At 42.7% G+C, this 24,565-nt stretch carries 25 protein-coding genes and 2 pseudogenes; 7 read left to right on the top strand and 20 right to left on the bottom strand.

The annotated features are described in order from the left end of the window. The 4 genes and pseudogenes from V6C11_RS08150 to V6C11_RS08165 form a co-directional block, all read right to left on the bottom strand. Positions 1-494: pseudogene (locus V6C11_RS08150) on the bottom strand (transposase); the annotation flags it as partial. 163 nt (positions 495-657) lie between these two features. Further along, positions 658-1,044, bottom strand: coding sequence for a hypothetical protein (locus V6C11_RS08155; protein WP_333530646.1), 387 nt, complete (start codon positions 1,042-1,044; stop codon positions 658-660). Between the two features lie 607 nt (positions 1,045-1,651). After that, positions 1,652-3,001 (bottom strand): 4Fe-4S binding protein, encoded by a 1,350-nt coding sequence (locus V6C11_RS08160; protein WP_333530647.1) that lies wholly within the window; start codon positions 2,999-3,001, stop codon positions 1,652-1,654. 1 nt (position 3,002) lies between these two features. Further along, positions 3,003-3,404, bottom strand: coding sequence for a hypothetical protein (locus tag V6C11_RS08165; protein ID WP_333530648.1), 402 nt, complete (start codon positions 3,402-3,404; stop codon positions 3,003-3,005). Positions 3,405-3,576: 172 nt separating this feature from the next. On the opposite strand from V6C11_RS08165, the gene V6C11_RS08170 reads away from it, so the two are divergent. The 4 genes from V6C11_RS08170 to V6C11_RS08185 all read left to right on the top strand — a co-directional run bounded on the left by V6C11_RS08170 (position 3,577) and on the right by V6C11_RS08185 (position 5,083). Then, positions 3,577-3,750, top strand: coding sequence for a hypothetical protein (locus tag V6C11_RS08170; protein WP_333530649.1), 174 nt, complete (start codon positions 3,577-3,579; stop codon positions 3,748-3,750). Next, positions 3,731-4,072, top strand: coding sequence for a hypothetical protein (locus tag V6C11_RS08175; protein ID WP_333530650.1), 342 nt, complete (start codon positions 3,731-3,733; stop codon positions 4,070-4,072). Before V6C11_RS08170 ends, V6C11_RS08175 begins: the two co-directional genes overlap by 20 nt. 6 nt (positions 4,073-4,078) lie before the next feature. Continuing rightward, positions 4,079-4,774, top strand: coding sequence for an anti-sigma-I factor RsgI family protein (locus V6C11_RS08180; RefSeq protein ID WP_333530651.1), 696 nt, complete (start codon positions 4,079-4,081; stop codon positions 4,772-4,774). Positions 4,775-4,882: 108 nt separating this feature from the next. Beyond that, positions 4,883-5,083, top strand: coding sequence for a hypothetical protein (locus tag V6C11_RS08185; RefSeq protein WP_333530652.1), 201 nt, complete (start codon positions 4,883-4,885; stop codon positions 5,081-5,083). Positions 5,084-5,165: 82 nt separating this feature from the next. Here V6C11_RS08185 and V6C11_RS18690 read toward each other — a convergent pair. Together V6C11_RS18690 and V6C11_RS08190 are read right to left on the bottom strand one after the other, a co-directional pair. After that, a pseudogene (locus V6C11_RS18690) lies at positions 5,166-5,243 on the bottom strand (hypothetical protein); the annotation flags it as partial. A gap of 42 nt (positions 5,244-5,285) precedes the next feature. Beyond that, entirely contained in the window at positions 5,286-6,662 is a 1,377-nt protein-coding gene (locus V6C11_RS08190; RefSeq protein ID WP_333530653.1) for an MATE family efflux transporter, read from the bottom strand. A gap of 465 nt (positions 6,663-7,127) precedes the next feature. Here V6C11_RS08190 and V6C11_RS08195 point away from each other — a divergent pair, with 465 nt between their 5' ends. Further along, the gene (locus tag V6C11_RS08195) at positions 7,128-7,700 is read left to right on the top strand and encodes a TetR/AcrR family transcriptional regulator (protein WP_333530654.1); all 573 of its coding nucleotides are present in this window, start codon (positions 7,128-7,130) and stop codon (positions 7,698-7,700) included. A 622-nt stretch (positions 7,701-8,322) separates the two neighbouring features. Here V6C11_RS08195 and V6C11_RS08200 read toward each other — a convergent pair. Both V6C11_RS08200 and V6C11_RS08205 read right to left on the bottom strand, forming a co-directional pair. After that, positions 8,323-8,823, bottom strand: coding sequence for a cyclophilin-like fold protein (locus V6C11_RS08200; protein WP_333530655.1), 501 nt, complete (start codon positions 8,821-8,823; stop codon positions 8,323-8,325). 88 nt (positions 8,824-8,911) lie between these two features. Beyond that, entirely contained in the window at positions 8,912-9,490 is a 579-nt protein-coding gene (locus V6C11_RS08205) for a sugar O-acetyltransferase (protein ID WP_333530656.1), read from the bottom strand. Between the two features lie 257 nt (positions 9,491-9,747). On the opposite strand from V6C11_RS08205, the gene V6C11_RS08210 reads away from it, so the two are divergent. Beyond that, on the top strand, positions 9,748-10,191 hold the full coding sequence (locus V6C11_RS08210; protein ID WP_333530657.1) for a MerR family transcriptional regulator: 444 nt from the start codon (positions 9,748-9,750) through the stop codon (positions 10,189-10,191). A 149-nt stretch (positions 10,192-10,340) separates the two neighbouring features. On the opposite strand, the gene V6C11_RS08215 is transcribed toward V6C11_RS08210, so the two are convergent. The 7 genes from V6C11_RS08215 to V6C11_RS08245 form a co-directional block, all read right to left on the bottom strand. After that, the gene (locus tag V6C11_RS08215) at positions 10,341-11,447 is read right to left on the bottom strand and encodes a DUF362 domain-containing protein (protein ID WP_333530658.1); all 1,107 of its coding nucleotides are present in this window, start codon (positions 11,445-11,447) and stop codon (positions 10,341-10,343) included. 184 nt (positions 11,448-11,631) lie between these two features. Beyond that, a complete protein-coding gene (locus V6C11_RS08220; protein WP_333530659.1) occupies positions 11,632-12,489 on the bottom strand; it encodes an arginase family protein in 858 nt (285 codons plus the stop codon). Between the two features lie 132 nt (positions 12,490-12,621). Beyond that, positions 12,622-13,470, bottom strand: a complete 849-nt coding sequence (locus tag V6C11_RS08225; RefSeq protein ID WP_333530660.1) for an ADP-ribosylglycohydrolase family protein — start codon at positions 13,468-13,470, stop codon at positions 12,622-12,624. 21 nt (positions 13,471-13,491) lie between these two features. Beyond that, positions 13,492-13,782 (bottom strand): hypothetical protein, encoded by a 291-nt coding sequence (locus V6C11_RS08230; protein WP_333530661.1) that lies wholly within the window; start codon positions 13,780-13,782, stop codon positions 13,492-13,494. A gap of 254 nt (positions 13,783-14,036) precedes the next feature. Continuing rightward, complete coding sequence (locus tag V6C11_RS08235; protein WP_333530662.1) at positions 14,037-14,573, bottom strand: cysteine hydrolase family protein; 537 nt, start codon at positions 14,571-14,573, stop codon at positions 14,037-14,039. A 207-nt stretch (positions 14,574-14,780) separates the two neighbouring features. Next, complete coding sequence (locus V6C11_RS08240; RefSeq protein WP_333530663.1) at positions 14,781-16,022, bottom strand: MFS transporter; 1,242 nt, start codon at positions 16,020-16,022, stop codon at positions 14,781-14,783. A gap of 96 nt (positions 16,023-16,118) precedes the next feature. Further along, a complete protein-coding gene (locus V6C11_RS08245) occupies positions 16,119-16,760 on the bottom strand; it encodes a Vat family streptogramin A O-acetyltransferase (protein WP_333530664.1) in 642 nt (213 codons plus the stop codon). A gap of 141 nt (positions 16,761-16,901) precedes the next feature. Here V6C11_RS08245 and V6C11_RS08250 point away from each other — a divergent pair, with 141 nt between their 5' ends. Beyond that, on the top strand, positions 16,902-17,762 hold the full coding sequence (locus V6C11_RS08250; RefSeq protein ID WP_333530665.1) for an alpha/beta fold hydrolase: 861 nt from the start codon (positions 16,902-16,904) through the stop codon (positions 17,760-17,762). Positions 17,763-17,834: 72 nt separating this feature from the next. Here the strand turns inward: V6C11_RS08250 and V6C11_RS08255 are convergent, their stop codons facing one another. The 5 genes from V6C11_RS08255 to V6C11_RS08275 all read right to left on the bottom strand — a co-directional run bounded on the left by V6C11_RS08255 (position 17,835) and on the right by V6C11_RS08275 (position 24,211). Further along, a complete protein-coding gene (locus V6C11_RS08255) occupies positions 17,835-19,298 on the bottom strand; it encodes an Msr family ABC-F type ribosomal protection protein (protein ID WP_333530666.1) in 1,464 nt (487 codons plus the stop codon). A 594-nt stretch (positions 19,299-19,892) separates the two neighbouring features. Beyond that, positions 19,893-20,978 carry a ribosome small subunit-dependent GTPase A gene (gene rsgA / locus V6C11_RS08260; RefSeq protein ID WP_333530667.1) on the bottom strand — a complete coding sequence of 362 codons (1,086 nt, stop codon included), beginning with the start codon at positions 20,976-20,978 and terminating at the stop codon, positions 19,893-19,895. Between the two features lie 326 nt (positions 20,979-21,304). Beyond that, a complete protein-coding gene (locus V6C11_RS08265; protein ID WP_333530668.1) occupies positions 21,305-21,928 on the bottom strand; it encodes a GTP-binding protein in 624 nt (207 codons plus the stop codon). Positions 21,929-21,932: 4 nt separating this feature from the next. Next, positions 21,933-22,973, bottom strand: coding sequence for a CobW family GTP-binding protein (locus V6C11_RS08270; protein WP_333530669.1), 1,041 nt, complete (start codon positions 22,971-22,973; stop codon positions 21,933-21,935). Positions 22,974-23,191: 218 nt separating this feature from the next. Further along, the gene (locus tag V6C11_RS08275; protein ID WP_333530670.1) at positions 23,192-24,211 is read right to left on the bottom strand and encodes a metal ABC transporter substrate-binding protein; all 1,020 of its coding nucleotides are present in this window, start codon (positions 24,209-24,211) and stop codon (positions 23,192-23,194) included. Positions 24,212-24,565 lie beyond the last annotated feature (354 nt).

Consider the following 24,565-nt stretch of genomic DNA (forward strand, 5'->3'; position numbering starts at 1 on the left):
TTTTCCACACGAAGCTATATCGGTTTGCGTTGGCTTCCAGCTTTGTTCCATCAATAAAAACACTGCATAATGACAGTTCCCCTGCTTGGGACAAAAGCTCTATCAGTTGGGAGAACATATCCTCCACTATTCCCATCAGACGTTCGCTCCGAAAGCGGGCGATGGTGGCATGATCGGGTGCCGGAGACCGGCCTAACAGGTACCAGGTACATGAAGTTAATGTCTCGCTGACAGGCCTGTTCCAGTTTTCGGCTGGAATAGATGCCGTTCATGTATCCGTAAACGATGATTTTAAAGAGACTTTCCGGTGACCTCTCGATTCTCCCCAGCCGGGAGTACGCCGCATGCAATTTCCGATAATCAATCCTTTCCAACACGGCATTGAGTAGTCTCACTGAATCGTCCTCCGGGATCATTTCCCCTATATCCATCGGAATTACCAGTTGATATACATTCCCGGTTAATGTATAATCTGGTTGTAAAGTTTTGTTCACAACTATATTTTACAACAAAAGACGGCTTCTGGCATTTGCCAGTCGCCGTCTTTTGTTGCTTTCCAAGCTGCCTGACTGCGACAGCCCCATGATTGTGCTTTAGAAAAAACTAATATAGAACGAAATTTTTCTCGTTCTATATTAGTCAAATTGTTAAATAAGATTAATAAAGAATCATTATAATCTCAGATTTTATAGGGATATCATAACCAACATTTTGACAGTGCCATCTCTCAAAAGTGATATTTACCCTGATTTTGTTATGCTCTGGGCTTCTATCTAAGATTGCCTTATATTCTCTCAGTCGACTCAAGAAGGTTTTCGCATTGGAAATAATTTGAGTAACTGAGAGATTATATAATTGTGCACAGGCCCTGAGTGCTAAAGCTCCATACGCACAAACTATCATAAGAAGATCGGTAAAAACAAAAGTTGTTACATCTACAAAAAACGCTTCGTTATCTTGTTTATTAATAAACCGTTCCATCTCTCTAATAGCATTGTCAATATCAGATCTAGTCAAATCACATTTTTCTGTCCAAGTTGCCATAACTAATCTCTCCTCTTATTTTATTAATTTTCTGAACGCAATTCCCGTGGCCACGGTTATTTTTACATTCATCTCTTAAAGAGGGATAAATCTTATTTTTGCAAACCTGGTTCAATAAATTTGTGTGAGTATTTTTTTGTTCCGAACTTGCCATCAATAAATATGGAGTACGAATCATGAACTATTCAATCAAGAATGGCATCTGCCAAGGTATCCTCGCCAATCTTTTGGTGCCAGCCACAGGGGCGAATTGTGAACCAAAGATGATTGAGCCATTCCCATGCCTTACCTCGATGATCTCAAGTAGGTCACGTACTTCGGCTCCCTTCAGTGATCATTCTCTCACCACTGCATAGATGGTGAAATCAATGATTTTTTCGGGGTCAATATCTTCCCTCTGAGCCAAACGCATGGCCAGCCAAAGCCCAGCCATAATCCCTAAGAACACCATCATTCCTCATGCCCTAATGGGAAAATCACTGATATAGAAGAGAATCGGATACTCCTCTCACACCCCTTTCAAAGAAATCTTTATTATCTTATCAAGCACCGCAAAGGTTGTTATGCCAAGAACAGGCCACCCGATGGGTAACCTGTTCTGAGTTCTTTACATTCTATGGGCCATCGGCAGCATGAACAGGTAGACGTTAAAGGCCACCAATGCCAGGATGAGGATGGCATAGGGCACAACCGTACCCATAACTTCTGGTCCTTTATAGTTGTCCTTGGCAATGCGGTAGGCTGCATAGATAGAAGCCAGGGTACCCAGGACAAGTAGCGCATACTGTAGGAAGACAATGGTTCCCATGCCCACCAGTGCTGCAGAAACCCCTTCGTTTTGGATACCAAACAAGGCCAAGCCAGTAAACAGTACAGACTTTCCTTCGGCCAGTAGGTGGAACAGGTTGTGGGCCATGTGACCGGCAAAGTCAAGCGGGATTAAGGCATAACCAAATTTAGTTAAGTTCATCAAGGCATTATCAGAGTTCTTTAAGGACGCTACCCAACTGGTTAGGTAGAGAATAAGGGCCGGGATAGCCATTGCAATAATAAAGGTAACAGTGAAGATGACATCTTTATTGGCGGTTCCTATTAGGCCACCCATCCACTGCTGAATTTCTGCCCATACTTCCAGCATGGTAATGTTCTGCACGAACACGATACCCATGATGACAATGGCTAAGAAGGATTCTTCCAGCTTCGGTTTACGGATAAACCACAGTTCCTTGGTAGGAATTCTTGTGGAAACCGTAATGGAATCATTGGGGCAGTTCTTTACACAGTTACCGCAGAAGTTGCAGCGGGCGCTGTTGTCCATTGTTTTGGGAAATTCAAACATCGGACAACCAGGGGCCTTTTTCCCACCTTTGTAGCAGGCGGATACGGTACACTTGGCGCAGACTTCCGGTGTGCCCCGTAGTTCCAGGGCTCCGGCCCGGGAATAGTTGCCTGCCAAACCGCCAATGAAGCACAGGTAACGGCACCAGGTTCTTCTTTCAAAGAAGGCTCCAGCTACGATAACACCGGTTGTAAGAATAAGTAGCAGTACGCCGGAACCCCGGGGGGATTCCACAATACCCCAAATATGATCTGCCCAGGTAATAAGGATAAACAATGCATCAATAATCCAGATACCATACTTTTTCAAAAACTTGGGTACCGGGCGTTTGTTGCCCACAAACTTTTGTACCAAATCACTGACGGTAGCAAAGGGACAGATGGCGCACCAGAAACGACCCACCAGTAGGAAAACCAGCGGTATTACAGGCCACCACAAGACCCATGTCATGGCGGTACCAAAGTTATCGTGGGCTACCGGAATGCCGATTAATAATTCATACATAATGACAGCAAAGACAATTAAAGTAGGCCACTGAAAGATACCTGGAAACCATTTGCTTTTTAATATATTTTTCAATAGTTGACGACCCTGTTGACGACCCTTTGGTTGGCTCAACTTAATTCACCCCATTTACACTTTTGTTTTTCAGAAACGCCGCAGCAAGTATTACCAGTAGGTTAAAGCCACCAAAACCATAAATCACTGGCCAGTTAGGAGGCATATTGGGATCTTGAGGTGCCCCGCCATGAGCGCCGCTACCGGAATCATGACTATTTCCACTTGAGTCATGGCTGTTGTGAGAGGAACCTTGGTCACCTCCCACATTTTCTCCATGCTCAGTTGCTGAACGATCATGGGACATGTCTTCCATATCATTCATATCATGCCCACTCGTTTGATCCGACCTCATGTCATGGCCCCCGTGATCACCCGCTGCCAGTGCCCCACCTGCTAAGGGACCTGCCAGCAGTATGAATGCTAGCATAATACCAAACAAACCCAACCATTTTGACCTCATATCTTTCCACCCTTTCAATCCGTTTCATTTTTCTGGCCCACTTGCTGGGCTGGCTTAATTTACAGAAGCAATAATACCGAATAAATTTCACAGGGCTGTTACAAAAATAACACGTTTTTGTGATATTTTATAAAACCACAAAAAACAGTAACCACGATAAAGGAGGAATTGCATGATGCCAATGATGTACGGCGGTTATGGCATGGGCTTTGGAGGGATTTTCATGATGTTAAATCCCATAGCTCTGTTTGGACTGGTGATTTACTGGGCGGTAAATGCCGGGATGAAAAATGCCCTTAAGGATGGAGGTGAATTAAATCAATTGGTTGATAAGTTTAAAGTATAAGCAAAGAAGCCAACCTGGCTGGAGGTTGGCTTCTGGTATTACTCTGGAGGACATGGTACTGTGTTCCCCCAAGCACCGGGATAGTCGGGAAAAGTTATTTCAGGTGGCCATGACCATTCTCCATCACGAAAATTTGCTGGGCTGCCTGCATAATACCCGGAAGCTACCGGCCAAAGAGTTGGTGGAAATTACCGGTCTTAGCACCCGGGTGCTGGAAAAGGGTCGTAAATATATTATTGCTACGGTCCTCCTGTTCAGCGAACCGGACCTCTCAGCCCTTAAGAGGTTCACTAAACCATTCAACCCTGAGACAGAGAGGTAAAAACAAATGGCAAAAGTAAAAGCAGTGGTTATGGCCCACAGAAACCAATATAAAAATGTCTTGGTCTACACCGAAGACGGCCAATACCTAACCACCCGCCTCCAACCGATCCCGCCGGTGGGCTCTACCGTCTATGTGAAGCCACCGGCACTCATAGCCAAACCCAAAATGTTGGCTGTGGCAGCGGCAGTATTTTTAATCCTCTTCACTGGTCTGATGCCCAATTTCGCTCCTACCCCGGCAGCATCCGCGGCCTATGTTAACCTAGCCTGGCAGCCGGAAATTGGGCTGTGGGTGGACGAAGAAGGCAAAGTCACCCAGGCCAATCTAGTGGGCCTACCGGAAGAGGAAGAGAATTTTGCTACCACCCTTAAGGGCCAAGACCTTTACACCGCCCTTGACCAGCTATTGCAGTACAGCCGAGAGCAGGGGACTTTGAACAACAAACAAACTCTGGTTATCGGCACCTTAGTTAAAACGGATGAGCAAAAGCCTCCCCATCTAACGGAGCAGCAGTTACAGGACTTTTTATACAGCCAACTGGCAAAGCAGGGCTACCAGGGGGCAGTGCTGGTAACCAGCCAACCCCAGGAGATGCTGCAAGCCGCTGAAAAGGCCGGGATGCCCTTGGGCAAGTACACCGTTTATGAAAAATGCCGTCAGCAAAATCAACCGGTAAAACTTGACCTATTAAAGCAGTAGGATGTACCCACCGCCCTAACTAAGTCTGACGTCAAGGCCAGCGATGTCTTTGGCCAACATTACTTGGAGTTTGAGGGGCATATGCAAAACCAAAACCAGGAGAGCCCTATGGAACAAGGCACGATGATGCCCCAGCCTATGGAGCACCAACAGAGCACGACACCCGCTACCAACCCCTCCACCGGTGTATCCGGTCAAACCCAGATGCATGGGAACCAGGGGACTTTGCCGGGTAGCAGCAATTCGGACACTTCACCGCATACAGCTCCTACCCAGGATGGTCATATGAGAATGAACAGACACAACTAATGTAACAGCCAGGCAGCAACATCTTTGCACCTGGCTTTAAGTTTTTGACTAAAGAAAAAAGCCTGTGGTTTTTGCCACATGCCTAAGTCATTTGCTCCTTTTGTCTTCGAAAATCGTCCACGGTAATTTCACTAGCATGGCACCAATTGTGGCCATAGTAATTGCATGACCTCTATACCACTTAGTTAATCAATGGTAGTCGTTATTCTAACTTATCTACCTTAAGGGAGCATCCGTTTTTAGAGTAATCCAACACGACCTTTTTATACCTAAAAAACTGGAATATAGCTCGTACATATAAATCCATTGCGATTGACAGCCAAACTCCGGCAATTCCCATTTCAAAATGAATCCCAAGTATAAATACTCCCATTACACGAATCAGCCACATCCCAATAGCTGTGCTATACATCGGGCCTTTCGTATCCCCTGCCCCTTGTAATGCTCCTGCTAAAACTAAGCCAACGGCTAATCCAGGTTGAGCAAAAGCATCTATTCTTAAAGCTGTAACGACCATATCGATTGCATTTTTATCTGTAGTAAACCAGGTAGCAAACCAAGGGGATAAAAAGAATAAAAGAAGACCAATAAAGGACATAAAAATAATTGCCACCACGGTTGTGATCATTCCGTACTGATAAGCGTCTTTGTATTGTCTCCTTCCCATACTTTGCCCTACCAAAGTTGTGGCTGCAATAGCCAGACCGTAACCGGGCATATAGGAAAAGGTTTCGATATTTCCCGCAATCAAATGGGAAGCATAGACATCCGTCCCAATCCGGAGTATTAATCCTAAATAGAGTACTTGCCCAAAACGCATAATTAAACGTTCAATCGCTGTAGGAGTAGATAATTTTAAAATAGACAAGGTATCTTCCTTTGAAGAAGTCCTTAATAATGAAAAAGATACTTTTGAACGCTTAATATAGAAAAACAACAGAAATGTGCCAATGATTCGGACAATGACTGTTGCCCAGGCGGCCCCTACTACGCCAAGTCCCTCCAGGCCAAAGACACCAAAAATTAATACGTAGTCCAATCCGATGTGAATAAGATTTATCCAGCAACTCACTTTCAGCGGAGTTTTAGTGTCACCCGTAGCCCGAAGAATACTGCCAAATGTAAACATTAGCGTAATAAAGATAGAAGGAATGGCAACGATACGAAAGTACGCCACTGCATCGGTTAAAACTTTTGATTCCGCTCCCATTAAACGAAGTAGTGGTTCGCTAAAAAAGAGGCTAATCAAACCAAATAACAGTCCAAGCATAACTGACAGGATGGTTGATTGACGAGCAAAAGACTTTGCTTTAGAAACATCGCCTGCACCGATACTTCTAGCAATCAGAGAAGATGCTCCTACGCCTATTGCCATAAAAATAGCAATATATACAGCTAATATTGCATTGGCCACACCTACTGCGGTGACTTCATTTAAACCTAATTTGGCAACAAATAGAGTATCTACAAAGCCCACTACGGTTTGTAGGATGTTTTCAATCATTGCAGGTACTGCTAAAGCAATGACGATGGCAAGCTTTTGTTTAGTGGTTTGGTTTTGTACTGTGACTGCTTCCATTTTCAATGGCTCCCTATCGGAAAAAAGTCAGTGTAGGCTTCGATTACGCCTAGCCCACTTAAAAGGCTAAAGCAACCTGTCCGCATCATATCACCATAGGGTGCTGCTTCATGCCAGCCCAACTGTTTTGCCATAACAAGCTGTGTCCGGCTGGCATAATCATTTGGGGACAGTTTTCTATATTTTTGCCAGTCTGATAGACTAACACCTTGGGTACCTGAACCACCATCAACCCCAAAAATATCTTTTACTTAAATGATTCGCTTTCACCCACTGTCACCATTGGCGCCCCTTTTGTTTAATTTTGACTGAGTATAAAAAATATAGTACATTTTGTATTGTAATGTACATAATATACTATAATTATTGTAATAATTTTCTAACCGGCCTATCAATAATCAAAATATATGAAATGTAAGATACTGAATAAAATGTTGCTATTTGTACGGAAAAAAGAGGTTGGATATGGATAGACGAATACAAAAAACGAGGGAATCAATATTCACTGCTTTCAGCAAACTTTTAGCCCAAAAGGGATATTCTAAAATTACGGTACAGGAAATCATTGATGAAGCCAATATCGGCCGCAGCACCTTTTATTCCCACTTTGAAACCAAAGACGATTTATTGAAGGCATTATGCAGTGATATATTTGATCACATCTTCTCAAAAGACCTGATTTCTGAGATCACCCATGATTTTTCCTCCACCAATAACGACTTAGAAAGTAAAATCACACACATTTTATACCACTTAAAGGATAGTAAAAGGGATATAAAAGGAATTATCACATTTGAAAGCGGCGAGTTGTTTTTAAGCATATTTAAGATGTATCTGGGGCAGTTGTTTGCAGGATTTATCACGACCAATAGTTTGCCAGAAATCCCCAAGGATTATCTCGTTAATCATATGGCTGGTAGTTTTGTTGAAACGGTAAAATGGTGGGCTAAAAAAGATATGATACAGTCACCCGAGGAATTAACCAGATATTTTTTCACGGTTACCTCATCGATTAAAAACATTGGGTCTTTTGGGTAGATTTCTTAATATAGCAAACCGTCCTTATAGTTTCATTTGGATAAAGTTTTTTTTATCTGGTCCAGTCATAGAATGCCTCCTTCTTTTGGGGGATGGGATTCATGACCCTCCCCCTTTTTGGTAGCTTTCTTTTATTCCAATACTTCTGTTAGCCGGTTCTTCATCTGTTGCCAACCCTGATTGTATTTGGCCATAAAAAAATACAGATCAAAGATCCCTTATGCGGGCTTAGATCTGCATTTATCACGAGGAAGAACACGGCTATTTTTCCTGCTTTGTTCCTGAATAAATTTCCTAGCGTTTTTTTAGCTATCTTTTTAGCTATCAAAGAAGATATTGATGCCGCCGCCCTCTTTGTTACTAGCTAGGGTTAGTTTTAGCACACTGGCTCTTCGTCTGGAGTCAGTTCAGATAGCCATTTGGGGTAAGCTTCACTTGTTGGCTAACTGCGGGTGCCAATTCGCAGTGTTATGTACGTGTGTTCGTAGGATTTGTGGTAGGAGAAGGTGCTATCTTTCTTCCTCCCCTGCCCGTTTGGTTGGTTAAGTGATGTCTTAATCGTTGGGTGCTGCTAAGTTTTCGGTGTATCCTTAATCTTTTACTTTATTCTCCTTGAGATTTTCTACTTTACCAAATCAAAAGTAACCGTTATATTGCCATCACCAACTGCTTGTGCGAAACCGGTAGCATCTTCAACATATCCGAGACGGGTATATTTATAGGTACTTGAGAAGGTTTCATAGAATACGACCAGACAGTCATCGCCGTATAGCATGATATCTCCGGCATGAATTTCTCCCGGTTGCTCGGAAGCTGTAGGGAGTGTATTTGACAAGTAGTAATATTTTTCATTGCCGTTTAGTTCACTCATGTCAACGGTTATTGGAAAGTTGTCAACTAACGCATGGGTGGTTTGATTATCATAAAGCTTCGCAGAAAACGTCTTGTTCCCAACTCTGAGGCTCAAATCTATTGTCGCTGCTGTCTGTTGGGTAGAATCTCTTTTTTGTACCTCAACCTCATGTTGATAGATTTGCTTGCTTTCATTCGTTTCATTGGTATCGCAGGCAATTAAACAAAGGCTCAACAATACCACACAAATTGATAAAATTACTTTTCTCATGTTCAATATCCATTTCTGTGTAATTAAATAACAACATACCACAAATCAATCATCGCGTATAATTTGTAATAAGACGAAAACAGCAGGATTATTCCTGATTGTTTTCGATTTTTTTAATAATCTTGGCAGGTACACCGCCCACAATAACATTAGGAGGTACATCCTTGGTCACAACGGCACCGGCGGCAACTATAGCACCATCACCAATTGTCACACCGGGAACAACAGTGGCATTTGCTCCAATCCAGACATGATTACCGATCACAATGGGCGCAGGATGCATAGTGCTGCGTTTTCTTGGGTCAATGTCGTGATTGAGGGTAGCCAACACGACATTGTGCCCAATGAGAACACCTTCGCCAATGGTAATGCCTCCCTGGTCCTGAAAGCGACAGCCTGAATTGATAAAGACATTCCTTCCCACATGGATATTCTTACCACAGTCTGCATAAAAGGGTGGAAATAATGCAAATGTAGCATCCACTGGCCTGCCGATCAGCCGGGAAAATAGTTCCCGAATTTCTTCCGGGGTATGATAGCTTCCATTGAGTTCGGAAGTCAGTTTCAGTGCCTCCTGGGAGACTGCATGCATCATTTGGTGCATTTCCGAACCACCTTCAACCGTTTCACCCCGATTCAAGTGTGCCAAGAAATCACGAATATTCATGGTTATTCTCCTATCGATATGAATTCTTAAGAACCGCTACAACATCATCATGGGTCATTTCACATGGATTTGCTTCATGCTATCTTTCCATCCATTGTGCATCACTCTACTCATATCGTATCCTAAGCCTTCCATTGAATTATCGCATTGTTCGTGTTAAACTCAGATTATTAAGTTTGATATGATTCTACATCTTAAAGTAAACTTTAAGTCAATGCTTTTCACAAGAAATCTATAATTATTATGGAGGAAATAAAATGATTTATACCGTTGGTGAAGTGGCGAAACAGCTTAACGTCGCAGCTTCAACATTAAGATATTATGATAAAGAGGGATTGCTTCCATTTTTAGAACGTTCCGGTGGCGGTATGCGTATGTTTAAAGAGGAAGACTTATCGTGGTTAAAAACGATTGAATGCCTGAAAAAAACAGGTATGCCGATCAAGGACATCAAACATTTTATCGACTGCTGCATGAAGGGTGATTCTAAGATAGATGAGCGACTATCCATCATAGAATCACAGCGGGATGCTGTCATAAAGAAGATGGAAGAAATGCAGGAAATGCTTGATATGTTAAATTTCAAGGTTTGGTATTATGAAACCGCTAAAGAAGCAGGAACCTGTTCAATTCACGATCCCGATAATGTGCAACTGGGAAATATACCCAAAGAATACCATAAGTTTATAAACGAAAAATAGGACAATGCGCAATCAACAAAGCACTCTGTAAATTCTAAACAAGAATTCGCAGAGTGTTTTGATTTTAGAACTTATTTCTACACATAGTTCAACATCTATTGTGATGAGTCTTTTTCGCGTCTTTTCCATTATGTGTATCCAAATGATGCCTACAGAATAATTAATTCATAATCTCGACTACCCATACCAATTTCTTCACCATGTCGCATTTGGATGGTGCCGTCAATATAGGGGCGCAAGCCTTGGAATTTATCTTCACCGGCCTCATGGTTGCAAGTGAGATGAGAATTAAAGAATCCAAGCTGTTGATTAACTAGATCATAACTTGCCTGATCAAGGGCCACAGGATCGGTGGATGCCAAAAAGCCGATATCTGGAACAATGGGCGCATCGCTCCACGTCGCACAGTCACAATCAGGGGTAATATTAATCAAAAAGTTGATAAATCCGATCCGCTTTTCATGAGATTTAGCAAAGCCATATGCGTATTCGGCCATTCTCTCCAGAAAATCTGCTATGTCGGTCTCCCAGTTTATGCCGTTGGCCTTCACCGGGCATACAGTTAAACACTCACCGCAGCCGATACATTTCCCGTCGGCAACACTGGCCTTCCCATCGCTCATCGTTATGGCTTGTTCAGGACAAACTTCGCTACACTCACCACAGCCAATGCATTTATCCTGATCCACTGTAATTTTGACAGCATGCTGCTCTTTTTTACCAATGGCCGGTGCTCCGCCCATGGCAAGGTTTTTGATGGCCCCGCCAAAACCACCCATCTCATGCCCTTTAAAGTGGGACAATACAATAACGCTGTCGGCATTTACTATGTCTTTAGCTAGTTTCACTTTTTTAAAGTGTTTTTTATCAATCTGTACTTCAGTAATGTTATCACTCCGTAATCCGTCTGCAATGATAAGGGGTGCCCCTGTAACAGTATAATCAAAACCATGTTCCAAGGCCGTGAGTAAATGATCTACTGAATTATGCCGACTTCCACCGTAGAGCGTATTCGTATCGGTTAGAAAAGGCTTGGCACCCTTTTCCTTGATTTTGTCCACAACTTGGCGCACAAATAGCGGACTAATAAAGCCATCACTGCCACGTTCTCCAAAGTGCAATTTGATCGCGGTTAGGTCATCCTTTTGAATAAGCTCATTAAAGCCAGCCTGATCAAATAAATTTCTTATTTTGCTAATTTTATTGGTTTTATCTGTTCTTGCCCTCAGATTTACAAAATATACTTTGCTGGACATGTCTTTTTCCCCTCTCTGCATAAGTAAGATAAAATCCCAAGTCTATCCTACAACTTAAAGTTAACTCTAAGTCAATAGTTTTTTAAAATATTATTTAACCTAAACCACGAATGGCTAAATATTGGAAGGCCATTCGTTTTTTTAAAATAAAAATGGATCTGCTTAAAAACAGACCCACTTTTATCTATTGTTCAAAAATATCTAACTCAGATAGCATATTTTTTAAATTTATAGAATCCCAGGGTAAAAACTCTGCAATCGTTAATCCGACAACATCATTTTTTTCAAAAATGCCCTTTAATATATTCAATAATTCTTTAGGAGTCATCTTTCCCGATTCCGAAGGAAATTCTGTCACACCAGGTTCAGAGAAATATAAAGATCTAAATAAATTAGGGTCTAAAACATCTAAATCAAGATGAATCGCTATTTTGGTAAAACCATTCTCTTTAATCCACTTTTGTATTTCTTCAAATTTTAAATTATTTTTATCTTGAACAGTATAATTTAGATTTAAATCCTCTAGTAATTTAACTTCTAAATCAAGTGGTTTTTGCAATCCAACATATAAAAATTGATCTGAATCAAAAGGAAATTCAACACTTTTTGATAACTCAGGATCTCCTGCTCCTAATAAATTCCCCAATACCATCGCATGTTCGTGATAATATTCTTTTGGAGTTGAAACATCAGGATGGGAATCTATCCAAATGACGCCGAGTTCTTTGCCATATTTACCATGAAGATAATCAAAAGGTGCTTGAGATACTAAGCAATTTCGACCAAAAGTAATGATTTTATCTGGTAATTCTTTTTTTAATACTTCTGCTGCCATACGCACATTTCGTTTAACAATAGATTGAGCAACCACACCATTTTCTTTTTCTAATTCTTCATTATTCGGTTCCTCAATATCCAGCTTTATCTCTTTTTGGTTATCATTTTTTGGAGCCAACCATGACAGTAATTCTGCACCAAAATAATATTCTCGCTTGTTTCCCCCTTGCCAATCGGGGGCTATTAATCTTATTGTTTTAGCCATATTACCTACTCCTTTCATGGTTAAATCATAAATCCTATAGTAACTAAAGGGTCAATCATTTTCTTTTACCTTAATTCTAAGTTCGGTTAAGTGAGGAAAAACATTAAGCATGGCAAAAAACTGCACCGGAAGCTAAAAAAACAGTAACCTACACTCCTGCTCCACAAGCGTTTCGGCAACTTGATTTTCAAACAATGGAGGATATTTATTTTCAAAATCAACAAGTATTTTCATTAGACGCTCATCGAGATATCTAAAAGCCTGCTTTCTAATATTAGCTGGAATGCCATAATAGGCCTCGGCAATGCCACCAGAGATGGCTGCAAGGGTGTCGCTGTCTCCGCCAATAGAGATAGCATTGCGAATCGCATCTTCAAAACATGTAGACTCAAGAAACGACATAATGGCTTGAGGCACAGTACCTTGGCAGGTTCCATTAAATTCATAGGAGTCACGAATGCCGTCTAAAGTAAAATTCATTGGATAGTAGTGATCATTGATATAATCACGAATTTCAAGAATGTTTTTTCCTGTTTTGGCAAGAAATATCGCAACCGTAGTTGCTTCTGCTCCTTTTATTCCTTCCGGGTGATTATGGCTAACTTCAGTAACTTTTTTAGACAGTCGTTTTGCTTCTTCTATCGTAGATGCAGCAAAACCACAGGCACTAACCCGCATCGCAGCTCCGTTACCAAAGCTGTTATACGGCTGCGGCTGATCGGCATACATCCATCTGATAAACATACCGCCATAGCCACAATCCGGATAAGGTCTACCAACCTCTTGCATACATTTCACGGCAAGGTCACCTAATTTATTGTAATCACCGTCGCTGTCAAGAATAGCCTTTGCAACTGCCAGCGACATGATGCTATCGTCTGTTATGGAACAGCGGCAGGTTAAAAAATCAAATTCTTTTGTCTTGATATTGTTCCGCTCGAAGCGCGAGCCGACGATATCACCTATGATTGCTCCTAACATAAATGCCACCTCATTAACTTGTCATGCAGTTTGTGCTTCGTGCAGCAGGCTCATCTTCAGTTCATAATAATACGGGCTCATATTCAAATCGTGTTTATGCGGGTTTTCAAACCGTTGCTCTTCTTGCCAAATTTCGCTTTCCAATTGTTGCTTTACATAACTGCGAATCTTATCTAGACTGCGCGCTTGATCTACCCGTTGCCCAGCTTTCACCACAAGCTGCTGTAATTCTTTCACGGTGCAGTTGGTGAAATAGCGGTTTTTCCAGGGTTTCTCTGGATCGACATAGCGGTAGGGTTTGTCCTGATCCACGGCTTCGTCCGCCCTCGTAATCAGGTCTGCTACCGCATTTCGGATTGGTAATTTTCTCGACAGTTTCCGACATCTTGATCCTTGATACAAAGATGCCATTTTGTTCCACGGCAGCAAGCTTATATAACGCACCGAATACCGGGTCGCTTTTGGCCGTAATCAGACGCTCTCCCACGCCAAAGCCGTCGATGCAGCCGCCTTGGTTGAGGATGGAAGTAATTGTATATTCCATCATCATGCTGAGATTCCGCTTATCAAACTGAGTCATCGTCTTTTCCTCCGATCACTTCAATCTGACAGGCCTTCATTGCATCCAGTGCATTTTGATGGCTTTCCAAAGTCACACCTGCACAGCAGGATGCATCAACCACCAGGGGAACCTCTGGCATTTTTGCTTTTAAAATCAGTGCATTTGATATCACACAGATATCGGTACAAATCCCGATCAGCTCGATAGACTGTATTTCCTCCATCCCTGCAATCAATTCAGCAAGCTCTAGTGAACCGAAAGAGGGCTTTTCAATCACCGGACATCCGCTCACATACACCCTTGGCGAAATTTCCCAGCCAGGCGTTCCCTTTATGCAATGCTCAACAGGCAGCTTTTGTCCTTCTTGTGTTTTAAGATAGGCCTCGGTATGGGTATCTTGCGTATAAATGACGATGTCACCGGCTGCCAAATAACTGTCAATCTTTGCTTTCACAGAATCAACAATCTTTACAGCTTCCTTCGTGCCAAGGGCTCCATTAATAAAATCATTTTGCATATCAATGACTACCAGAACCTTCATTCTTTAATCCCCCTTGCTGTTAACATTCTTATTTTCTTTAGTTTCACACTTTTATCTGCACCAATTGCTGCAACACCTTACGATACTTCCCTACCTTGTGTTGATTCTCCATCTTCCAATGAATTCATTCCTTGCATATGCGAAACCCGATCTCTTAGTACTTGTGCAATATCTGCATTCATCGTGATTGCTTTATTTTTTATTATCTCAAGAGTTTTCCTCCCCTGCTTTATCCACCTTTCGGGGAAGGATCAGCAGGGCACTAATCAGCGTAAGCAAGAGAAGAGCGATGCCTGAAACATAAAACCACAAAGACACACCCTTGTTTTCGGCAATTGGGCCTGCTATGAGCAATCCCAAAGGCATAGTCGCTGAACTGAGGCTTCCGATAAGGGAAAAAGCACGCCCCATCTTATCCGGGGAGATGGTTTCCTGCATATAGGCCACATAGGGTATATTATACAGGTTGCTGCTGGCTCCAAGCAGCGCGCACAATGCCGCGAACACCCAGAACCAGCCCATCCCCGCAGGAAGCAATCCGCATAATAACGAGGATATTCCCATACCCATAAGCCCCACATGGATGACCGGAAACTTGTTTTTGATGGCGCCATGCCTTCCTAGCAATATGGCACAGAGCATCATGCCCCCCGCATAACTGAAGTTGATCATGCTGGCATGCCAAGCGTCGGCGCGAAAGTAGTCGCTGGTCATGAGCGGATAGTAGGTGGATAAGGGTGCGTAAAATACCATGCCGAGCAACGTAGCTGCCGTTACGATAAACAGCTTTTTGTCCTGCCAGATAGCCGCCGCGCCTTCCTTCATTTCATAGAAAAAGCGTGGCCTTTGTTGTGTCTGCCGTTTTGGATCGGGTATTTTAACCAGTGCTACAGTGACGCTGGCCACAAGCGCGCCTGCCAAATCGGACAATAATATGATCCAAAGGGGCAGGGCGGCATACATGGCCGCGCCCAGTACAGGCCCTAGCAGAAAAGCACCCGACTGCATAAACTGGCTCCAGCTGTTGGCGCGCACCAACTCCTGTTGTGGCACCAGCATGGGCATCGCAGCTTGAATGGCTGGACTGTGAAACACATTGCCCACTGCCCTGATGCCCAGTACCACACAAACCGACCAATAGGGTGGCTGATCATATAAAAAGAACAGGGCAAAAACAAGGGCTGCCAGGCCAATGAAAAGGTCTGCCGCTATGATGACGGTTTTACGGCTGAGGCGGTCGATCCATACACCTACAAAGGGGCCGAGAATAAGCTGGGGTAAAAAGGCAAACACGCCGGCGATGGACATCATGATCGGTGACGCCGTTTCACTGGCCAGCCACCAGATCAGGGAAAACTGCACAGCGGCGCTGCCTATCAACGACACCGTCTGCCCGCCGGCGATGGTGAAGAAGTCCCGCTGCCAATTATTTTGTTGGTACTGATTCATAAGTATTTGCTCCTTGTTTTCAAGCACTTCTCCCGCTGATGTTGAGAAAGGCGCATCCGTCTGCGCTGCCAGCAAGCATATATGCTGTTTCAAACCCTAATCTATTAATTTTTTCAGCGTAGCAGCATCATTAGCCGAGACCAATTGCTCAAGGTTGTCAAATATCTTTTTCTCATCCCAGTTCCACCATTGCAACTGCAAAAGCAATTTAATCACTTCATCATTAAACCGCATTCTGATAAGCTTAGCAGGATTACCACCAACAATCGCATAGGACTCAACATTTTGTGTTACTGTTGAATTGGCGGCAATCATAGCACCATCACCAATCTTAACTCCCGGCATAATCGTAACATTCTGCCCGAGCCATACATCATTGCCAATTACAGTATCACCCTTAAAAGGCAACTGTTCGATTGTAGGCGTTACCTTTTCCCAGCCCCCACCGAAAATATTAAATGGATATGTTGTAAAGCCAGTCATACGGTGGTTCGCCCCATTCATCATAAAGGTTACTCCCTCGGCAATAGCACAAAATTTCCCGATAATCAGTTTGTCCCCTAAGAATTCATAATGATGCTGGATATGGTCATAGAAATTCTCCGGGTTGTTATGATGATCACTGTAATAAGTGTATTCCCCAATCTCAACATTGGGTCTTTGGGGTAAATTGCTTATATAGCAAACCGTCGTTATACTTTCATTTGGATAAAGTTTTTTCTTATCTGGTCCAGCCATAATGACCCTTCTCCCTTTTTGTTAATAAATAAATTATAGCCCGGCTTGGAATGATTATATAACAAAAGCCGTCCCTTGGTATTTGTCTTTGTAGTAAGCAATGATCCGGTTTTCCTAAAAACTGAGGTGTAAAAAGAAATAATGATTAATAACTCAGAAATAAAAAGTAAAAGATTACATCTAAACGGTATTTATGTTAATTGCTATACAGCAGGGGAGTCTGGGACACCGGTTATTCTGCTGCATGGGGCAGGTGTTGATTCTGCCGATATATCCTGGGGTGAAATTATTGTGCCGTTATCAAAACAGCATCGTGTGTTTGCCCCTGACCTGCCTGGGTATGGTAAAAGCGACAAACCTGCTGATGTCGAATATTCAATGGCTTTTTATGTAGAGATATTGGAAAGTTTAATTGAATCTCTCAATCTTACTCAAATATGCCTAATCGGCCTTTCCCTTGGTGGTGGGATTTCCATTGCCTATACACTAAAGCATCCAGCACAAGTTGAGAAACTTGTCTTGGTCGGGGCATACGGACTATTTAAGAAGCTTCCTTATCATCTGTTGTCATATTGGTATACAAAAACATCACTGAATGAATTATCTTACCGGCTCACAGCTAAGAGCAGAAAACTTGTCAAATGGACGCTGTTATATGGTTTGTTTGGTAATCCAAAGAATCTTTCAGATGAACTGGTGGAAGAAATATATCAAGCACTAAAAGATCCTGGTGCAGGCAAAGCCTTTGCATCTTTCCAAAGAAGTGATATTTCCAGCCAGGGTTTGCGTTCAAATTTAGCGGCAAGGTTGGCAGAAATTAAAGTGCCTACATTAATTGTTCATGGGACTAAGGATTATAGTGTTCCTGTGCTATATGCACAACAAGCACATCAAATGATCAAAGGCTCCCAACTTTATCTAATGGAAGGGTGTAAACACTGGGCCCAAAAGGAGAGGCCGGAAGAGTTTAGCCAGGTAGTCTCTACTTTCTTATCATCGTAGAAATAACCAACACCAGAGATACCACTTTGGGCAGTATCTCTGGTGTGGTAACAGTAATATCCCAGTCACACACTAAGCCTTCTGAATAATCTTTTCATCCTTGATTTCATAAACTATATCGGCTGCGTTTTCCAACAAACGGACATCGTGCGATATGAAAATGATTGTACCGGCGTAGTTTTTTATCAAATTTTCTAGTGCTTCCATAGCAGGAAGATCGAGAAAATTGCTGGGTTCATCCATGAGCAAGATGTTATATCGCCCCAGCAGCATTTTAGCAAGCTGTAATTTAATGATTTCGCCACCGCTTAAAACAGCTAACTCTTTGTGTACATCAGGAGGAGAAAACCCCATAGATGCCAGTACAGCGCGAATTTCAGACATCTGGTAATCACAGTTTTCCACCATAAACTCCATAACAGCTTGATTATGGTCAAACTTGTATCCGTTTTGGGCAAAGTAGCCGATTTCTGCCTTAGGCGATATGGAGATGCCATCTGCACGATCGAGTATCATTTTGAAAAGCGTGGTTTTACCTGTTCCATTGGCACCTGTTACCGCAATCTTGGCTCCCAACGGAAATTCGAAAGATGCTTTATCAAAAATGACCTTATCCCTAAACTGTTTGCAAATATCTTTTCCCGTGATTGGGAATGGGTTGTGAAGTTCTAAGGATTTACTCTGCCGGAATTGAACAGAACGAATGGCTTCGGGAGGTTTCACATCACCAAGGGATTCTATTCGATGCTCCATATTTTTAGCAGCATGATGGAGCTTCTTTTGCTTGCTGCCCATCGTTTTTTGATGACCAAGTCGTCCGCCACTTTCAGAGCTGTTTTTTCTTGAAGTTCCCTTCGCCTTTTGGACAATATTCCGAGCCTGACTCTTTTTTTCGGTGATTGCTTTCTCCAGCCGGTCTCTTTCAGCGGTAAACTGTTTATATTGTACAGCCCGGTTTTGCCGTTCTTCTTCCTTTTGGGCCAAGTATTCGGAATAGCCGCCCCAATACTCGGTAATCTTTCCCTCTTTCAACTCCCAAATCTTATCGACAACGTGATCAAGGAAATAGCGATCATGACTTATGATGAACAAAGCGCCAGAGTAATATTTAAGCTGGTTGATCAAAAAGTCTATACCATCCCGATCCAGGTGACACGTCGGTTCATCGGCAAAGATACCATGTACCTCGCCTGACAGAGCCTGTGCAATTTTAAGCCGGGTTTCTTCACCACCACTCCTATATTCCCCTTTTAAACTGTCAATGCCCAGCTTGCCCATTAAAGCGTAATCCTGCACCTGTTGGATAGCTACTTCATCCATTTGTGGGATGTAGGTAAAATTACCCTTCCGAACAATTTTGCCCTGTGCTATAGGGCGTTCACCTAGCAGCACTTTTAGCAAGGTGCTCTTTCCTGCTCCGTTCGCACCTACCAGACCGATCCGATCATAACTATAAAGCGCCAAATCATCAATATCTAAGACAGTGCGGCCCATATATTCCATGTAAATATCTTTTGCTTTTATCAATAATTCCATCATGGTTGCCTCCTTCAAAAATCGCAGTTTTCTCTTCGCAGGCTAGCCTGCGATTTAAGAAGCGAGGACTATATAAAAAAGAAGTACCAATGCATAGATCGCATAGTTTAGCTCCTTTCTTCATTTATTTAGCTAAATCTCGGTAGCTACACAGAGAAGTGCAATTCCTCTGTTGCAAACCCTAATTGTATTTGGCCATAAAAAAATACAGATCAAAAGCCCCTCATGCGGGCTTCGATCTGCATTTATCACGAGGAAGAACACGGCTATAAGGCACAGCAAAAAAAGCTAGCCTAATCGCCATCTATGTCTACATACGTAATAATAAGCAGCCCAAAAAAGCCCACAGTTGTGGATAAAAATCAGCTTTTTTATTGCCATCTTATCGAATACGCATGGCGTGCAACATAGATAACGAGCCTCCTAATAATGAATATATTGAATCATAACATTGACGATCCCACCTGTCAATTCAGTATGACAACCGCTCCCGTATTGAATTTCTATTTCTGTTCCTTTCTATAAACCACAGGATTAGTGATCTGTGAATTAACAGACTAGTCCTAGTCGAGAAAGCATTAAATTTATTTTTATTTATCTTTTTTTCTTACTTTGTTCCTGAATAAATTTCCTGGCGTTTTTCATACCACCCATGCCGGAAAACATCCTGTTGATTTTCTCTGTTTCAATCTGCTTGGAGGTTAAACCCTCATATCCTGCTTCTTTTTTTAGTTTAAGATAGCTGTCCAACCGTTCCCTGGTGATTGTACCCTGTTGGATAGCCCTTTGGATTGCACAGCCTGGTTCGCTTCGATGGGAGCAGTCACGAAATTTACACTGTTCAGCCAGCCGATCAATGTCTGAAAAGGCTCTGGCTAAATCAGCATTTTCCAACCCCAGCTCTCTCATACCAGGTGTATCAATAACGATTCCCCCATCTTGCAGAACAAGTAATTCTCGCCGAGTGGTGGTATGCCTGCCCTTATCATCTTTGCGGATATCATTGGTTTGCAGCAATTCCTCCCCTGCCAGACGATTGATCAGGGTAGACTTACCTACCCCTGATGAGCCAATCAAGGCAACGGTTTTCCCCGGCTGCACATAGGAGCGAATACTACCGTAGCCGTCCCCAGACATTGCTGAGGTAACCAATACATCCACACCAATGGCCACAGATGAAACCTCTGCCATTTTTTCCTCCAGGTTAGGGCAAAGGTCTGCTTTGGTTAGCACCACCACGGGAAGGGCTCTGCTGTCCCAGGCAATCGATAGGTAACGCTCTAACCGTCGCAGATTATAGTCCTGATTCAGGGCCATGCAGAGAAAGACGGTGTCAATATTGGCAGCAACAACTTGTGTCTCTTGCTCCATGCCTACTGCTTTACGTTCAAAGGAGCTTTTTCTTGTCAGCACCTGGTGAATGATGGCATTGCCACCTTCATCCATACTACGGTCCAGCATAACAAAATCGCCTACCGCTGGATAATCAGACAAGCGGCTAGCCCCATAGCGAAACCGACCGGATACTTCAGCAAAGACCTCACCCTGGGGTGTCACTGCTTTATATAAATCCTTATATTGGGAACAAATACGCCCCAGCACTAAATCTGGATACAGAGTTGCCTCTTGCAAAAAACGTTCGCTAATGCCGTAACTTTTTAAATTGTCTTTATGAAACACGTTATACCCTCCTCAAAATGATGAAATCACCCTTTGGGAGGTTTAGGCAGCTATTTTATCTTCCACAAACCTCCCCATTAACCACAATTGTCACAATATCCATCATTTTGTTCAAAATAACATCTCCTTTCATAAGAGCTACCTCTAGTATATTGGTTTTTCTATTATTACGCCAGTGAGGAAATAACATGACCACCGTCATTAAAAGGGGGATTGATAATGGGTGGCACCGGATATGGTGGTGGAATGAACTTCTCCTTTATTATATTGTTAATTCTTATCCTGCTGTTCTTGGGGCAGGGTTTTGGCACAAATTGTGCTAAAGCTTACTTCAGCTTTTTTAAGATTAACCAATAAAGCCGATATAACCCCGGCACAACGGAACAACGTTTAACTAACTTTTTTACAATGTTATACTTACCAGCTTGATTAATCTGTTTATACCACAACACCCAGTCATTACCCGTTGTTAAACATCCTTTGGGTTGAGTCTTTTGAATCCACTGTTGCAACGCTTTACTCCCTTCTCTAATCCAAAACCCCTGACTGGTAAGAACCATAAGGCTAAAGATTTCTTCCAAGGGTTTTCCCATGACTTCCCAGGTCGGTCCATGAAACACAGACATACAGTTACCTAACTTAATTTCTCCCCTTGTGTCCATAATATCCAGGGCATGCAGTAATTCGCTGGCAGGAGCCATGCCGTTTAATTCAATTATTATCCGGTCTACGCCTGGCATATGGATAAGTTTCCTGACTTCTAACAGGTTAAAGCTCTTTTCCCAGTCCCGTATTGCTACCCTGTTTCCATAATCACCCAGTTCAGCCTCTCCCCATTCGGTCTGGATAACAAGAATTCGTTCCTGAGTAAAAACTTCTTGTATTAAGTTATTTATTAATGTCGTTTTACCCGAGCCTAAAAAACCTTGTACAACATCAACAACCCTCATAAAACTATTCCTCAAATGATAGGCGCAGCTGTTCTACCTTCAGGTTGACGCCGATAACCACAGCCCGTCCGGTTAGCTGAGGTGTGCCACCTGCTATATCCCAGTCACCGCTTACATACTCAAAGTGAAGCCATTCGCCATTCCCCGGAACAATTCCCTTTGCCCTCAGAACCTGTCCGTATTTTTTGTTTTCTTGAAAGCTTGATAAAATTCTTTGCAATGAAGACGCATTGAACTCCTTTGGGCTTTCCCAGGACCAACTGTGAAACACTTCTGCAGCGTTATGTCCGTGCTGCTCGGAAGGATCACAGCTACAAGAATGGCTATGCTGCTGGCAGCCGCAGCCCGGAACGTGGTGATGGTGCATTTCCTCATGACAATTACAGACACGCTTAATACCCGGTAGTTTAATCAAAGGCGATAGGCCCTTGGTCAAAAAAGTTTCTATCGGTATATTAGCCCTTAGAATTTGACTGCCTGCTAACTCTTCCCAGGGAGTTGTTACCCACCGGGCGTTTGGATTTAAGGGTTTCAGCACCTGCACAAGCTCCTGAATTTTTTGCCAGTCCAGGCCCTTTGTCTTACTAAGGATTAGGGTCTGAGCATGCCTTAACTGGTCCTTAAAGAATTCACCAAAATTCTTTAAATAGATAAGGCCCTTCCGGGCGTCCACCACTGTGAGGATATGATCAACTATTAATTTGTCTTTGAAGACCTTCTGCTCCAGAATACTGAGAATCTCAGAGAGTTTTCCCACGCCTGTAGGCTCAATGATGATGCGCTGGGGCTTCACTTGATCTAAGGACTCTAGCAATACCCGGGTAAAATCACCCTTTAACGAGCAGCAGATGCAGCCGGAATAGATCTCTTTCATTTCTACGTCCTGTTTGGCCAAAAGTGCCCCGTCGATCCCCACCTGACCGTATTCGTTCTCCAGCAGGAAAATCTTTTGGTTTTGATACGAATCGCTCAAGAGTTTTCGGATTAGAGTTGTTTTCCCTGCACCTAAGAAACCAGAGATAATGTCTACAGGTATCTGAGTCATTCGTGCCCCCTCCTTAAGCAACTTTTAATAATCCTGATAAATATACGGCTCAGATAGTGCTTATATTTTTTTAATAGCCTTCATTTTTAACTCACCGAATAGACGGTACATTCCTTCCTGGGCGTAAATATTCACGTCCGTGCTTGGTTCGTTTAGTAGCAATCGCTCTGGGTCAGATGCCTGAGATGAGCAATCTCTAAACGGACCCGCTTGTTCATTTATACAGCTCCCAGGGCAATTTTTAAATTTTTAAGATTTTCCCGCATGATAGAAAGATAATCTTTACCTGCGGCGATATCCTGATCGGATAAACTTTCAATTGGGTCCAGCACCAGGGTTTGGCCCTGCAGTTCAGAAGCAATTGTCTCGGATACTTTGGAACTTACCAGTGTCTCAAAGAAAATATATTTGATATTTTTTTCTCGGGCCAGTTTTATTACAGCAGCCATATCCGCAGGGCTGGGTTCACTTTCAGCAGTAAGTCCCCTTACCGGAACCTGGATTAGATTGTATCTTTTGGCCAGATAACCAAAGGCGGCGTGGGATGTAACAAATTCTTTTAACTTAGCAGTGGCCAGGCCAGTTTGATATTCTTCATGGAGCTGATCAAGTTCTTTTTTGTAAGCCTCCGCATTAGCCTCGTAAGTGCCTTTGTTCTGCTCATCTACCTTTACTAAACCAGCCAAGATGTTATCTACCATTACCTTAGCATGAATAGGGTCAAGCCAAATGTGTGGGTCCTTGCCGCTATGATCATGGTCATGCTCCTCGTGCTTATCGGTTTCCTCTTGCTGGCGATCCTCTTTGTTAGCTTCTTGATCATGAGCATGTTCTTCTTGGGGTGTGTCATGATCGTGTGGGATTCCTGCAATTAATTCAATGTTTTGACCGGCAAGAATAACGGTAACTTTATTCTTGTCAATAACGTCCAGCACCTTGTCAGCCCAAGGTTCAACGCCTGAACTACTAAGTATTAAGACATCCGCCTTCGTCATTTCTGCCATGTCCTGGGGACTGGGCTCCCAGTCGTGTGGTTCGGCCCCGGCAGGTATAATATTTTTTACTATTATTTTTTCACCGCCAACATGCTTGGCAAAGTCAAAAAGCGGGTAGATACTGGTATATACTTTTAGCTGCTCCTTAGAACCGGAACTTTCCTCAATGGAATTAGTACCGCAACCTCCGATTAAGATAGCGCTAAAGAATAAAAAAACAACCAATAGAACGGATTTCTTCAAAATTTGTCTCCTCCTTTAATCCATAATTTTTTCGCACTTGTCCCGTAACGGATTAATTAAACAACCCGTCGTTCAAAACACCACCCCTCAATAAGAATAATTCCTATTTAGTATTTATTATTATTAACATCAACACCAATATATGTCAAGTTCTTAACGGTAATTTAAGGAAATTTTAAAAAAGATCCATGGAATAAAACAACCACCCTGTTTAAGTGGTGGCTGTACAACTATTCGGTCGTTATATTTACAAGAGAAGAACCCTTTTGAAAACGGTAGTTCCCTCTCTAAGTAATGATTAGCTGCTGTTTGATAACTACTGGGCCTGGGTATAGACGGTTAGCTAATGATCTC

The organism is Desulfotomaculum sp. 1211_IL3151 (genome assembly GCF_036763075.1).
In the GTDB taxonomy this organism is placed as follows: domain Bacteria; phylum Bacillota; class Desulfotomaculia; order Desulfotomaculales; family Desulfotomaculaceae; genus Desulfotomaculum.